General features: G+C 58.0%; 13 protein-coding genes. 5 read left to right on the forward strand and 8 right to left on the reverse strand.

The features are described 5' to 3' along the window. Positions 1-119: 119 nt before the first annotated feature. Positions 120-710 carry a Yip1 family protein gene (locus tag LQ945_RS20165; protein WP_020825776.1) on the forward strand — a complete coding sequence of 197 codons (591 nt, stop codon included), beginning with the start codon at positions 120-122 and terminating at the stop codon, positions 708-710. Positions 711-763: 53 nt separating this feature from the next. On the opposite strand, the gene LQ945_RS20170 is transcribed toward LQ945_RS20165, so the two are convergent. After that, positions 764-1,615, reverse strand: a complete 852-nt coding sequence (locus LQ945_RS20170) for a DMT family transporter (protein ID WP_270101564.1) — start codon at positions 1,613-1,615, stop codon at positions 764-766. Between the two features lie 472 nt (positions 1,616-2,087). Here LQ945_RS20170 and LQ945_RS20175 point away from each other — a divergent pair, with 472 nt between their 5' ends. The 3 genes from LQ945_RS20175 to LQ945_RS20185 are packed head-to-tail and all read left to right on the forward strand — an operon-like array spanning position 2,088 to position 4,781. Further along, positions 2,088-2,804: an ABC transporter ATP-binding protein gene (locus LQ945_RS20175; RefSeq protein ID WP_270103008.1), complete on the forward strand. Its 717-nt coding sequence runs from the start codon at positions 2,088-2,090 to the stop codon at positions 2,802-2,804. A 16-nt stretch (positions 2,805-2,820) separates the two neighbouring features. Next, on the forward strand, positions 2,821-3,777 hold the full coding sequence (locus LQ945_RS20180; RefSeq protein WP_044549042.1) for an ABC transporter substrate-binding protein: 957 nt from the start codon (positions 2,821-2,823) through the stop codon (positions 3,775-3,777). After that, positions 3,774-4,781: a FecCD family ABC transporter permease gene (locus LQ945_RS20185; protein WP_270101565.1), complete on the forward strand. Its 1,008-nt coding sequence runs from the start codon at positions 3,774-3,776 to the stop codon at positions 4,779-4,781. The genes LQ945_RS20180 and LQ945_RS20185 overlap by 4 nt, the downstream gene beginning before the upstream one ends. 8 nt (positions 4,782-4,789) lie before the next feature. On the opposite strand, the gene LQ945_RS20190 is transcribed toward LQ945_RS20185, so the two are convergent. The 5 genes from LQ945_RS20190 to LQ945_RS20210 form a co-directional block, all read right to left on the reverse strand. After that, positions 4,790-6,313 (reverse strand): sulfite reductase flavoprotein subunit alpha, encoded by a 1,524-nt coding sequence (locus LQ945_RS20190; protein WP_270101566.1) that lies wholly within the window; start codon positions 6,311-6,313, stop codon positions 4,790-4,792. A gap of 5 nt (positions 6,314-6,318) precedes the next feature. Continuing rightward, a complete protein-coding gene (locus LQ945_RS20195; protein ID WP_269934333.1) occupies positions 6,319-6,744 on the reverse strand; it encodes a PAS domain-containing protein in 426 nt (141 codons plus the stop codon). 208 nt (positions 6,745-6,952) lie between these two features. Then, a complete protein-coding gene (dld, locus tag LQ945_RS20200; protein WP_270101567.1) occupies positions 6,953-8,671 on the reverse strand; it encodes a D-lactate dehydrogenase in 1,719 nt (572 codons plus the stop codon). A 125-nt stretch (positions 8,672-8,796) separates the two neighbouring features. Next, a complete protein-coding gene (gene map / locus LQ945_RS20205; RefSeq protein WP_270101568.1) occupies positions 8,797-9,585 on the reverse strand; it encodes a type I methionyl aminopeptidase in 789 nt (262 codons plus the stop codon). Further along, the gene (locus LQ945_RS20210) at positions 9,582-9,785 is read right to left on the reverse strand and encodes a ParD-like family protein (RefSeq protein WP_020825782.1); all 204 of its coding nucleotides are present in this window, start codon (positions 9,783-9,785) and stop codon (positions 9,582-9,584) included. The genes map and LQ945_RS20210 overlap by 4 nt, the downstream gene beginning before the upstream one ends. 167 nt (positions 9,786-9,952) lie before the next feature. Between LQ945_RS20210 and ddlA the strand changes: the two genes are divergently transcribed. Then, entirely contained in the window at positions 9,953-11,056 is a 1,104-nt protein-coding gene (ddlA, locus tag LQ945_RS20215; RefSeq protein ID WP_262241910.1) for a D-alanine--D-alanine ligase, read from the forward strand. Between the two features lie 36 nt (positions 11,057-11,092). Here the strand turns inward: ddlA and LQ945_RS20220 are convergent, their stop codons facing one another. Together LQ945_RS20220 and LQ945_RS20225 are read right to left on the reverse strand one after the other, a co-directional pair. Next, a complete protein-coding gene (locus tag LQ945_RS20220; RefSeq protein WP_270101569.1) occupies positions 11,093-11,872 on the reverse strand; it encodes an ABC transporter substrate-binding protein in 780 nt (259 codons plus the stop codon). Between the two features lie 42 nt (positions 11,873-11,914). Beyond that, a complete protein-coding gene (locus tag LQ945_RS20225; protein ID WP_262241908.1) occupies positions 11,915-13,069 on the reverse strand; it encodes a pyridoxal phosphate-dependent aminotransferase in 1,155 nt (384 codons plus the stop codon). Between the last annotated feature and the right edge of the window lie 88 nt (positions 13,070-13,157).

Raw genomic sequence — 13,157 nt, forward strand, 5'->3', positions numbered from 1 at the left:
AGACTATAATTAGTACAGGGGAGAGAGCCCCGTGGCCGCAATCCTCGCACGGTTAGCAATCCGTCAGAGGGGTAAATTCGTTCGCCGATCGCGACCTACGGCGATGGAGGAGGTGTCTCATGGTTAATCATGTTTGGGGACTTCTGGCGCATCCAAGCACCGAGTTCGAACACATTAAAAGCGAGAACGAAAGCGTCTCGCACCTTTACACCCACCACGTGCTGTTGCTGGCGTTGATCCCGGTGATCTGCGCGTTTATCGGGACCACCCAATTGGGCTGGCTCTCCGGCGAAGGGCACGCTATCCGGCTCGACATGTTCACGGCTTCTTACACGGCGGTCGCATTTTACCTGCTGATGCTGGCGGGCGTGGCAATCATGGGGAAAGTGATCCACTGGATGGCGCGCCGCTATGAAGTTCGCCCGAGCCTGCATCGTTGCATGGTGTTTGCCGGCTATGTCGCCACCCCGATGTTCCTCAGCGGCATCGTGGCGCTGTATCCCGTAGTGTGGCTGTGCCTGTTTGTCGGCGTGATTGGCCTGTGTTATTCGGGCTATCTGTTGAATCTGGGTATACCTCACTTCCTGAATATCGACAGTAAAGAAGGCTTTATTTTCTCCAGCTCTACCTTTGCCATCGGCATCCTGTTGCTTGAGTTACTGCTCGGGGTCACGGTGCTGCTGTGGGGGTATGGTTCCTGGTTGTTCTGAAGTGATTGAGTGTTAGCCCCTCACGCCGGCCTGGCGTGAGGGTTTTTTGCTGTCTAGGGTTGGCGAAACACCAGCATCACACCGACCAGAATAGCCGCCATGCCCAGCATGCTGATGGCTGCCAGCGCGTGGCCGAGCAGCAGATAATCCAGCAGGGCGGTCACCGCCGGGATCAGATAGAACAGGCTGGTGACCTGCACCAGGTTGCCGCGCTGGATCAGCCGGTACAGCAAGAAGGTGGCCAACACCGAAATCACCACCGCCATCCACAGCAGCGGCAGAACAAATGCCACGCTCCAATCGACCCGCAGCGGCTCAAACGGCAGCACCAGCGTGCACATCAGCAAGCCAACCGCGTACTGTAACGGCAATACCGCCAGCGGGGGTTGGCTCAGGCCCTTTTGCAACAGGGTGCCGGCGGTCATGCACCCCAACGCAATAAAGGCGCACAGCATGCCGGGCAGCGAGAAGTGGGCAATCATAAGGCTTTGATACACCACCAGCGTCAGCCCGGCCATCGCCAGCAGCAGGCCTAAACCGCGCAGCCCCGAACAGCGGCGTTCGGTAACGAACTGGGTAAGTATCGGTTGAACGCCGAGCAGCGTCGCCAGCACGCCGGGAGTGATGCCCTGTTCCAACGCCAGCAGATAACAAATCTGGTAGCTGCCGATCATCAGCAGGCCGATCAGCGCCACCCGAAGTCGGGTGCCGGCAGCCGGCAAGCATTGCCGTTGCCACAGGCCGATAGCCAACAGCAGTGCCAGCGCGATAGCGCAACGAAAGAAAAGGAAAGCGAAGGCGGAAGCGTGCTCCAGCCCCCAGCGCGAGAAAATTGCGCCGCTGCTCCAGAGCAGAACGAATAGCGTAGCCAGGCCGGCGTTGGCCCAGTGAGAAATGAATCGCATTTTGTTTTCACCTGTCGTGAAAATAATAAGCTCCAGCAGGCGCGGCGTTCTACGCCTGAGCGCAAATCAAGTAAAGCTGGAGGTGAGATCTTCGGTTTGGCTTAGCGCACAACCACAGAGCGTGGCGGGTAAGCGGCTACCGCGGTAACGACAGAGAAAACGGCGGGTGGGGCTGAGGATGCGCACAGCAGAACGACGGCCGGAGCGGTCGCGTCTGTCGGATCTGTGCTGTGCGCCAGGTAGGCCATGTGAGTTCCTGAAAACCGTGAATGAAACTATCCAGATCAAACATACCCAAGTTGACCGGTATGTGCAACGCGTGCGGCAAAGACTTTGCGATTCGCTTTTGCAGAAGGCGGGCAATCGTGATAAAAGAATTGATATGTTATAACGTAACAGAAAATGCATAATGAATTCAGTTCACGACATCCTCCATGTCGATGGGGTTAGCCTGATCGGTCACCGTGAGGCATTGATACTCGATAACATCCATTTCGCGCTCCGCTCTGGTGAGAAGCTGGCGGTGATAGGCCCTAACGGCAGCGGTAAGTCGAGCCTGTTGCGCACCCTGATCGGCGAAACGCGGCCGGACAGCGGCCGCATTTACTGGCGCGGTCGCGCCTTGTCCGATTGGCCTGCGGCGGAACGCGCCAGAAGCATCGCCTTTCTGGCACAAAACGATCTGCCGGATTTGCGGCTGTTGGTTGAGGACTACGTAGCGTTGGGCCGTTTACCGCATGGCGAACGCTCTGCGGCGGGAAAAAGTATCGTTGACGAGGCCATCGGGGAAACCGGGCTGGCGCCGCTCAGGCACCATCCGCTGGGGCGGCTCTCGGGCGGTCAGCGTCAGCGCGCTGCGCTGGCCCGAGCGTTGGCGCAGTCTCCCAGCCTGTTGTTACTGGATGAACCGACTAATCATCTCGATCCGCCCGGGCGCTCGGCGCTGCTGTCGTTAGTGAAAAATAAGGATATCGCCGTGATTGCGGTTCTGCACGATCTGCCCGTGGCAGAGGCGTTTGCCGATCGCATCCTGGTGCTTAACGAAAGCCGTCAGGTGGCCTGCGGTACGCCTGAGGCGGTGTTGCAGACCCGGGTGATTTTTCCGGTGTTCGGCATGAACAGTTTCAAAGTAGCGCATCCCGCCAGCGGCAAAACGCTGCGTATTTTTGACGTTCCACATTGCGCTTGATAAACCAGAGAGAAACATGAACGCACGCGTATTCATCCTGCTTCTGTTGCTGGCCGCCAGGTCGGCGGCGGCCGAAAATTTTCCCGTCACCGTAGAAAGCTGCGGTATGCCGGTTACCTTCAATCAGGCGCCGCAGCGCGCCGTCATCAATGACATCAACATGGCTGAGATGGCCTTTGCACTGCACCTGCAGGATCGCATTGTCGGGCTGACCGGCATCACCGGCTGGTACAAACTGACGCCTGACTTCAAGGCCGCGATGGGGCACATTCCCGAACTGGCACCGAAATATCCCGCTTTGGAAACGTTGCTGGCGGCACAACCGGATTTCTTCTTCGCCGGCTGGAATTATGGCATGAAGATCGGCGGTGACGTCACGCCGGAGAAGCTCGCCCCGTTCGGCATCAAAACGCTGGTGTTGAGCGAGAGCTGCGTGCAGGCTGGCGGGCGGCCGCAGAAGGCCGATATGAACCTGCTGTATGACGATGAACTGAAGCTCGGCAAAATTTTCGGCAAGCAGCGAGAGGCCGCCGCGTTGGTTGAGGGATGGCAGCGCCGGTTAGCCGCGCTTCCGGCCAGGCCTGCGGGACAGCCGCCGCTCAAGGTGTTCGTCTATGATTCGGGTGAGGAGAAGCCTTTCACCAGTGGCAAATACGCCATGCCGACGGCGATTATCGAGGCGGCGGGCGGGCACAACGTGATGGACGGTTTGCCTGCGAGCTGGACGACGGCGTCCTGGGAGGCGGTAGCGGCTGCCGAGCCCGACTTCATTATTCTGCTGGATTACCAGACCGGCTCGGGTGCCGATGCGCTGCGGCGCTTCCTCGAGTCTCACCCATTGATGAAATTGACGCCTGCCGTGCAGCACCACCGCTACCTGAAACTGCAGTATGCGGAGCTGACGCCGGGGCCGGCCAATATCGGCGCGGTGGAAAAGCTGGCGCGGGCGTTGTACGCGCCGGCCACCAAATGAATGCGCCGACCGGACGGTTTATGTTGCTCGCACCGCTGGCGCTGTTGATATTGTGCGGGTTAATGATCTGGAGCCTGCAGTTGGGCAGCGTTGCGCTGTCATGGCGGCAGACGATGGCGGCATTGGGGCTTTCATCTGCCCCCCTCTCCGGCATGCTGGATACCATCGTCGTGCAACTGCGGGTGCCCAGAGCCTTGCTGGCTGCATTGACCGGCGCCGGGCTGGCGATGACCGGCGCGCTGCTGCAGACCACCACCCGCAATGAGCTGGCGGACCCTTTTTTGTTTGGGCTCTCCTCCGGCGCCTCTGCCGGCGCGGTGCTGGTCATCACGCGCTTCGGGGATGCGCTGGGTGCGTTGACGTTGCCGCTGTCCGCTTTCGCTGGCGGCATTTTGTCTGCGATGGCGGTGATGGTACTGTTTCGCGTCAGCCGGATCAGGCGTGCCGAGCAGCTTATCGTCTGCGGCCTGGCGGTCTCATTTTTGTTCAGCGCGCTCACCAGCTATCTGGTATTTTCCGGCGATCAGCGGGCGGCCGGTTCGGTCTTGTTTTGGTCGCTGGGTGGGTTGGGGCTGGCGCGTTGGGAAAATATGTTCATTCCGCTGGTGAGTTTCGTGCTGTTGGTCGGGTTTACCGCGCTGCGTTGGCGGTCGCTGGACGCGCTGTTGGCAGGAGAGCAGACTGCCCATTCGATGGGGGTCAACGTAGCGCGCTTGCGAACCGAGACCTTTCTGTGCTGCGCACTGTCCACGGCGTTTCTCGTTTCACTGACGGGCGTGATCGGTTTTGTCGGGCTGATGGTGCCTTATCTGGCCCGACGCCTGGTGGGCGTGCGTCACCGTTTGTCCGTGCCGATGTGCGGCTTGCTGGGGGCGATGCTGCTGACCGGCGGCGACATGCTCAGCCGCAGCCTGATCCCCCATCAGGAACTGCCCATCGGCATCATTACGGCGGGGCTGGGGGGCGCATTTATCGTCTCTTTACTGCTGCGCGCGGAGCGGTGAACCCCCTCTCAATAAAGTTCCAGGTGCAGGCGCTGCTGCTCAATCAGCGTCTGGCACAGGTTTTCCGTCCGGCAGGCTTTCTCCAGCGCTGTCGCCACGGCATGTTCCAGATACTGTCGATTGCCGCACAGGTAGACGTGCGCCCCCTTAAGCAACAGCTCCCTCACGTAATCGGCATGTTCTTCGATCGCGTGCTGCACGTAGTATTTCGTGGCGCCGTCGCGGGAAAACGCGGTAATGAGTCGATTCAGTACGCCACCCTCGCACAACGACTCAAGCTCTTCGCGGTACAGGAAGTCTTCATCGCAGCGTTTTTCTCCGAAGATTAAGGCGGTTTCGCGTTGTTCGCCACCGAGCGCCATTTCGCGCAGTAAGCCTATCAAGGGGGCGATGCCGGTGCCGGTACCGATAAACAGTACGGGAATCTCCGGATCGGCCGGCAGGTAGAAGCTGGGGTTGGCGCGGCAGAAGACACGGAAGGGGCCAGTGTGATCCAGCAGCCAACCGGTCGCGGTACCGCTTCGAGCACGCCCATTACGTTCGTAACGGACCTCGCGAATGCACAAGTCCAGACTGTCTTCTCGCGAGGCCGAAGCGATCGAATAGGCGCGCGGCAGGCAAGCAGGGAGCAGGCTCAGCAGATCTTCCAGAGTGACCGACTGCGGCGTGCAAAAGTCTTGCAGTACGTCCAGCAGATCGGCGCCGTACAGGTAAGCCTCCAACGCCTTGCGCTGGCGGATCTTCAGCATTCCCTTGAGGTCTTCACTGTCGGCAAGCTGCGCCAGTTCGCGCAGTACCGCTTTGCTTATCTGACGCAGCTCCCGCAGGCGTAGCGCTTCTTTGGCTTCAGGTCGGCCGAGCCAGGTTGCTAAACGAAGCAGTAAAGCCTCGTCGTTTTCCGGTAGCAGGTAGAGCGTATCACCTGCGCGGTAGCCGATGCCGCTGCCGGCGGTATCCAGGCGAAGATGCCAGGCGTACGGCGCGCGGGCGCTGATAGAGCGGCGCTCCAGCAGGCCGGCGGCAAAAGCATTGTCCTCGCCATAAGCGGTGACGCGCAGATGCAGATCGCGCCCGGCCTGCAAGTCCCCCGCAATTACCTGTTCCACTACGGCTGACCAGGTGGCGAAGAAGCTCTCGAAGTTGACGTCGGCATCAACGCGGTTGACGATGGCCTGCGCTCCGCGTTCGGACAACCCGGCGTCAAGCGACTGCGTGAAACCGCAAAAACGCGGGTAAGCTGTATCGCCCAGGCCGAAAATGGCGTAGCGCAGCTGCGCGAGGTTTTGCGTATGTGCCAGAGCATCGAAAAAAAGCTCGGCGTTAGCCGGCGGCTCACCGTCGCCAAACGAACTGGATACGATAAGCAATACGTCGCCTTTGCCCAGGTCTGCCGGAGAAATTTCGTTGAGGGGCTGTAGGGTGGGGGCATAGGGGTGCAGAAAAGGTAACCCGCCCAAGCGCGTTGCCAGCGCCTGGGCTTTGCCCGATTCCGAACCGTAGCCAATCAGGATACGTTCGATGATATCGGCCATGTTTATTACTTATCGTAGTGGTTGTCGAACTGTTCTTTGGAGAATTCGACGGAGTCGAAATCGGTCATCAGATCGTTGATCACACGGCGGATACTGATGTAGGCCTCGATCTTGCCCTGAGCGTCATAGAGCGGCTGCACGGTGGTGTCGACCACATACAGCACGCCACCTTTGCCAACGTTGGGAATGATGCCGGTCCAGATATTTCCGGCTTTAATGGTATCCCACATCTCTTTATAGATGGCCTTGGGGACGGAGGGGTGGCGCACGATGTTGTGGGGTTGCCCCACCAGTTCTTCCCGGCTAAAGCCGGTGAGCTGGCAAAACAGGTCGTTGACATAGGTGATGGTGCCTTGCAGGTCGGTGGTGGAGATCACCATCACTTTGTCCAGTGCGGACAGCAGCTGGGCGGAATCGAGGGTCTGGCTCATGGAAGGTTCCTTCTCATTAATTTTGCGGTGAACGTCACGGCAGATGTCACGTATCCGTCATGACAAAGTTGTTATTGATTCTTATTTACACCGCATGATAATCAGCAGATTTTAAAGTTGCAATAAAAATACATCTTTAAAGTTGTAAAAAGAGGGATGCATCTTTAAGGAGGGCTCGCCGATGCAGCGGCGAGCCAAAGGGGAAAGGTTATTGACCGTTACCGGCCCAGTGCTTCCGCTTGCTGGTTTTGCCCAAACCGGGGTTAAAGCTGTTGGTGGGATCGGCGCTGCGGTAGAACGCCTGCAAATCCGGCTTGGCGGGGTAGAGATGGCCGACGTTATGTTCCGCCGGGTACTCTGCGCCGCGTTGGTTGAGGATCTCCAACATCTTTTCCTTGAGCGCATGGCTGTCGACGCCTTTTTTCACCACATAATCCTGGTGGAAGACGTGACACATAAAGTGGCCGTAATACAGCTTGTGCACCAGTTGGCTGTCGATTTCCGGCGGCAGGGTTTCGAACCAGTCGGTATCGTTGCGGCGCAGCGCGATATCCAGCGCCAAAATATCCTCGACCTTGTCGGCGTGCACCGCATGGTAACGCACCGCGGCTCCGGCGGCGGCAAAGCGGTGCAGGAAGGCCTTCTTGCCTTCATCCGGGGTGCAGACGAAGAACGCCCCGTTGGCCTCGGCAAAGTATTGGCTCAGATACTGCTGCGCCTCTTCGACGCCCGGCCCGGCCATTTTCAGCAGCAGGTGGTGTTCAAAGCGCTCGCGATACTCTTTCATGCGCTTAGGCAGGTGGCTGGGCGCCAGATGGCTCAGGCCCTGCATCAGACGGTCGGTCAGGTTATGCGGCAGCAACGGCAGTTTGTTGAGGCTGGCGTCCATGCGGCCTTTCAGGGTGAAGAAGGTCGGCATCTGATCGGTGCCGAGCTTGTCGATCATCATAAAGGTGTCTTTGCCATACACTTCGGCGATATCAAAAATATCCCGGTGCATGTATTCGCCGGCAACCGGCAGGTTGTCAAACTTGCTCAGCATGTGGCGGCGCAGTTCGGTCAATACCGCGGTGTCGTTAGTCCCGATGTAAAACACCTGCTCTTTACCCTCTTTCTCGAAGGTGTCCAGCCGCACGGCAAATACCGCCAGTTTGCCTGCGCAGCCGGAGGCTTCGTACAGGCGGCGCTTGTCGGCGTTAAAACGGGAGGGCGTATCGGCATCAACGTCGCGTACGCGGCTGGCGTATTCATTGTCGGAGGCACGCAGTTCGCCGTGCTCGACATCTTCCGGCCGGTAGTCGCCTTTCTCCAGGCGGGTAAGTATCTCTTCCGGCGTATCACCGAGGTTAATGTCCAGATGGTTAACCAGACGCAGCTGACCGTCTTCACCCAGTTGGGCATACAGCGCCATCTCGGTATAGGCAGGGCCGCGTTTGACCAGTGAACCGCCGGAGTTGTTGCACACGCCGCCGATCACCGAAGCGCCGATGCAGGACGAGCCAATTACCGAATGCGGTTCGCGGCCATAAGGCTTGAGCAGTTTTTCCAACTGGTTGAGGGTACTGCCGGGGAAGCCGACCACCTGTTTACCATTGTCCAACACCTGCACATGATTGAGGCGCAGGGTGCTGATAATGACGATATCACGGTCATAGTCGTTGCCGCTGGGCGTTGAACCTTCGGTCAGACCGGTGTTCGCCGCCTGCATGATGACGATTTTATCGGCGGCGACGCAGGCCTCAAGCAACTGCCACAACTGCAGCAGGCGTGTCGGGAACACCACCGCCAGCGCCTGGCCCTCGCCGGAGCGGAAGCCTTTGCGGTAACGTTCGGTGCTGCGTTCACCGGTCAGCAGCTGCGGGCCACCGACGATGCTTTTGAGCTTACTGAGAAACGCCTGGTTGGTGGCGCTGGTGGACTGCGTCATGCCGATCTCCCTGTCGTCCCCATCGTTTTCCACCGGGCAGCTTTGTCGATTGCCCGGTGAAATCCATGAGGTGATTAATTTAGTAAGTCATTAACTTGGTAGCTTAATGGCTTAATAACTTAGTATCATTCTTTGTAACCAGCCTGGCGCTCTTCGTCGCGCAGCGTCAGGATTTCCACGCCGTCGGCGGTAACCGCAACGGTGTGCTCCCACTGGGCAGACAGCTTTTTATCACGCGTAACCACTGTCCAACCGTCTTTCTTTTGCTTAATGCGGTGGTCACCCTGGTTGATCATCGGCTCGATGGTAAAGACCATGCCTTCCTGCAGCACCATACCGGTGCCCGGTTGGCCAAAGTGCATCACCGCCGGTTCTTCATGCATATCGCGGCCGATGCCGTGACCGCAGTATTCCCGCACTATGCTGTAGCCGGCTTTTTCTGCGTGCTGTTGGATCGCATGGCCGATATCCCCCAGCGTCGCGCCCGGTTTCACCACGCGGATGCCTTGCCACATAGACTCATACACGTTATTCACCAGCCGTTTGGCCAGCGGCGTGATCTGTCCAATGCAGTACATTTTGCTGGAGTCGGCAATATAGCCGTCGTGTTCCAGCGTAATGTCGACGTTAACGATCATGCCGGAGCGCAGTATTTTGCTGGCCGACGGAACGCCGTGGCAGATCACTTCGTCAATCGAGGTATTGAGCACATAGGGAAAACCGTACTGTCCTTTTGTAGACGGGCGTGATTTCAGCTCATCAACGATAAAGGCTTCGGCGCGGTCGTTAATCTCCATCGTGGAGATGCCTTCGACTATCACCTCATCGAGCATAGCAAACACCTTTGCCAGCAGCGCGCCAGAGTGACGCATTTTGACAATCTCTTCCGGTGTTTTGATCACAATCTGTTTCACCCGACAATCTCCTTTAACGTCATCGCGTTATCTTTCATCATTTTTTTTACCAGTTGGGGGTAGGTCAGTTCCGGATGGAACTCCGCCAGCATGCCGATCTTGATCCAGTATTCCGCCTGCGCGTTGATCGAACGCGTCATCGTCAGGCTGGCGAGGCGCAGATCGTCATGCAGCGCGTCTGAAATTTTCACAATGCCCATAGGCGGCTCCTCAGTGAGTAATATACGAAGTGTATACGTTTTGGATGGTCACAATTTGGCATTCCGTGGGATAGCCTCTTTCCGGCTTGCAACGATTGCCGCCGCGGGGCAATGCGTTTATTGTGATAAACGACTTTTTTGCCATGATTTTTCAGAAGGATTAGGGCGTGACCAAATTACGTGTTGGGGTGATCTTCGGCGGTAAATCGGCGGAGCATGAGGTTTCACTGCAGTCGGCAAAAAACATTGTGGATGCCATAGACAAAGAGAAGTTTGACGTCACATTGCTGGGGATAGACAAACAGGGGCACTGGCACATCAACGATGCGTCCAACTACCTGCTGAATGCGGAAAACCCGGCGCTGATTGCGTTGAACCGCTCAAATAAAAATGTAGCGCTGATCCCCGGTCAGGAAAAACAGCAGTTGATTGAGTCAGGTAGCGCCGGTGCGTTAGGCCAGCTCGACGTGGTATTCCCGATCGTGCACGGCACGCTGGGGGAAGATGGGTCATTGCAGGGGCTGCTGCGGATGGCCAATCTGCCGTTCGTCGGCGCCGGCGTGCTGGGGTCTGCAGTCAGCATGGACAAAGACGTTACCAAACGCCTGCTGCGTGATGCCGGGCTGGCGGTCGCGCCTTTTGTAACCCTGACGCGCAGCAACCGCGCCAAATTCAGTTTTGAACAGCTCAGCGAACGCCTGGGCCTGCCGCTGTTTGTTAAACCGGCTAACCAGGGCTCTTCGGTGGGGGTGAGCAAAGTGCAGGATCGCGCAGGCTATGAGGCCGCGGTGGCGCTGGCGTTCAGCTTCGATCACAAGGTGCTGGTGGAGTCGGCGATTGTCGGTCGCGAAATCGAGTGTGCGGTGCTGGGCAATGACGAACCGCAGGCCAGCCTGTGTGGCGAAATCGTGCTGAGCGATGCCTTCTACTCGTACGACACCAAGTACATCAATGAGCAGGGCGCTCAGGTGGTGGTACCGGCGGCGATTGCGCCAGAGGTGAGCGACAAAATCCGCGAGGTGGCGCTGAAAGCCTTCCGGGCGCTGGAATGTTTCGGTTTGGCGCGCGTGGACGTGTTCCTGACGCCGGACAACAACGTGGTGATCAACGAGATCAACACGCTGCCGGGCTTCACCAATATCAGCATGTATCCCAAACTGTGGGCTGCCAGCGGCATCAGCTACAGCCAACTGATTACCCGTCTGATTGAGCTGGCGCTGGAGCGCCATCAGCAGGATCGTGCGTTGAACAGTTCGGTATTCGATCGCTAAAACAGTCAGGGGCGAAGCGATTTTCGCCCCTGATTTTTACTTCACCGTTACGTCAATATCGCCAAAATATTTCTTCGCCAGCTCGCTCACCGTGCCTTGCTGCTTCACTTTGACGATCGCCTCATTCAGTTTTTTCTTCAGCGCCTCATCGCCTTTACGCAGGCCGAAAGCAATGCCCTCGCCAAGGATTTTATCGTCGCTGACCGCATCGCCGACGAAGGCAAAGCCCTTGCCGTCCGGGTGCGCCAGGAAGCCGCTTTGTCCCGACGGGGCCATCACCAGCGTGGCGTCGAGACGCCCGGCGGTCAGGTCAAGATAGGCCTGGTTCTGATCCTGATAAGACACCACTTCCACGCCCTGCGGCGCCCAGTGTGCCTTGGCATAAGTCTCCTGAATCGAGCCTTGCAGCACGCCGACGTGTTTGCCTGCCAGCGAGGTGGCGTTCGGCAACAGGCCGCTGTCGGCCTTGGCGATCAGGCGGTTCGGTACCTGATAGATTGAATCGGTGAAGTCGATGGCCTGGCGACGCTGATCGGTGACGTTCATCGCCGAGTTGATGGCGTCAAACTTGCGCGCCTTCAGCGCCGGGATCAGGCTGTCGAAAGAGGTTTCGACCCAGCTGCATTTCAGCTGGGCGGCGGCGCAAACGGCGTTGCCCAGATCGATATCAAAGCCGACAAGCTGGCCGCTGGCGGATTTGGATTCGAAGGGTGGGTACAACGCTTCCAGGCCGAAGCGCAGCGTGTTTTCCGCCGCCAGCGTGGAACCGGCGGCCAGCAGGCAGCCTGCGGCGATCAACGTTTTCAGTGATTTCATATTCAGAGCCCTTTTCCCATGGTCAAAGCAAAAGTGAATGCATTACACCTGACACAGACGGCGTGCGCCCTCCAGCAGGGTCTGGTTATCTTTTGAAAAACTCAGTCGAATAATACCGGTATTGGTGCCGTCGCTGTAAAACGCCGACAGCGGGATAGTGGCGACTTTGGCCTCGCGGATCAGACGCACCGCAAAATCGTTGTCGCTTTCGCTGCTGAAACCGCTAAAGCGGGCCAGCATAAAGAAACTGCCACGGCTGGGCAGCAATTCAAAGCGCGAATCTTGCAGGGCGTTCGCCAGCAGGTCGCGTTTCTGCTGGTAGAAAGCCGCCAGCCCTAAATAACTTTGCGGATTAGCCAAGGCTTCGGCGAAGGCGTACTGCATCGGGGTATCGGCGGAAAACACCATAAACTGGTGTACCTTGCGGATCTCGTCCATCAATGCCGCCGGTGCCATGCAGTAACCGACGCGCCAGCCGGTGACGTGATAGGTTTTGCCAAACGACGAAACGATCACGCTGCGTTCGGCCAACTGCGGGTGGCGTGCCATGCTGTGATGAATATCGCCATCGAACACCACGTGTTCGTAAACCTCGTCGGACAGAATGACGATATCGGTGTTGCGCGTCAGGGCGGTCAGTCGTTCGATATCATGTTCGCCAAACACGCTGCCGGTCGGGTTATGCGGGCTGTTGACGATGATCATCCGCGTTTTGCTGTTGATGGCGGCGGCGACTTGGTCCCAGTCAATATGCAGATCTTCCAGCGACAGTTTGATGGCCACCGGGGTGGCGCCCTGCAGGCGTACGATCGGCGCGTAGCTGTCGAAGGCCGGTTCGAAATAAATCACCTCATCGCCAGGGTGCACCAATGCGCTGATAGCGGAATACAATCCTTCGCTGGCACTGGCTATGACCGTGATTTCTTCGTCAGCGTCGTAGCGCGCGCCATACAATCGTTCAACTTTATCCGCCAGCGCGGTGCGTAATGCCGCCACGCCGCTCATTGGCGCATATTGGTTATGTCCTGCGCGCATGGCTTGCGACACTGCCTCAACCAACTGCGGTTCACAGGCGAAGTTCGGTGCGCCCTGCGACAGGTTCAGAGCCTGGTGTTCGGCGCTGAGCTGGCCGATAACGGTAAAAATAGTGGTGCCGACGTCCGGCAACTTCGAACGTTGTGAGCAGGCGCTCTGCATGGGAGGCTCCAGGGGAAAGGGGGTATCGCTTGATTAAGCATCAATGACGGTAGGCCAACAAGGGAAAATTTGTCATACTTGCCATGCA

It is taken from the genome of Serratia liquefaciens (genome assembly GCF_027594825.1).
In the GTDB taxonomy this organism is placed as follows: domain Bacteria; phylum Pseudomonadota; class Gammaproteobacteria; order Enterobacterales; family Enterobacteriaceae; genus Serratia; species Serratia liquefaciens_A.

Excerpts from the sequence above, each read along its gene's own strand:
- LQ945_RS20190 (WP_270101566.1), bottom strand. The coding sequence starts at position 6,313 with ATGGCCGATATCATCGAACGTATCCTGATTGGCTACGGTTCGGAATCG.
- LQ945_RS20195 (WP_269934333.1), bottom strand. The coding sequence starts at position 6,744 with ATGAGCCAGACCCTCGATTCCGCCCAGCTGCTGTCCGCACTGGACAAA.
- dld (WP_270101567.1), bottom strand. The coding sequence starts at position 8,671 with ATGACGCAGTCCACCAGCGCCACCAACCAGGCGTTTCTCAGTAAGCTC.
- LQ945_RS20165 (WP_020825776.1), top strand. The coding sequence starts at position 120 with ATGGTTAATCATGTTTGGGGACTTCTGGCGCATCCAAGCACCGAGTTC.
- LQ945_RS20210 (WP_020825782.1), bottom strand. The coding sequence starts at position 9,785 with ATGGGCATTGTGAAAATTTCAGACGCGCTGCATGACGATCTGCGCCTC.
- LQ945_RS20180 (WP_044549042.1), top strand. The coding sequence starts at position 2,821 with ATGAACGCACGCGTATTCATCCTGCTTCTGTTGCTGGCCGCCAGGTCG.
- LQ945_RS20220 (WP_270101569.1), bottom strand. The coding sequence starts at position 11,872 with ATGAAATCACTGAAAACGTTGATCGCCGCAGGCTGCCTGCTGGCCGCC.
- LQ945_RS20225 (WP_262241908.1), bottom strand. The coding sequence starts at position 13,069 with ATGCAGAGCGCCTGCTCACAACGTTCGAAGTTGCCGGACGTCGGCACC.
- LQ945_RS20185 (WP_270101565.1), top strand. The coding sequence starts at position 3,774 with ATGAATGCGCCGACCGGACGGTTTATGTTGCTCGCACCGCTGGCGCTG.
- LQ945_RS20170 (WP_270101564.1), bottom strand. The coding sequence starts at position 1,615 with ATGCGATTCATTTCTCACTGGGCCAACGCCGGCCTGGCTACGCTATTC.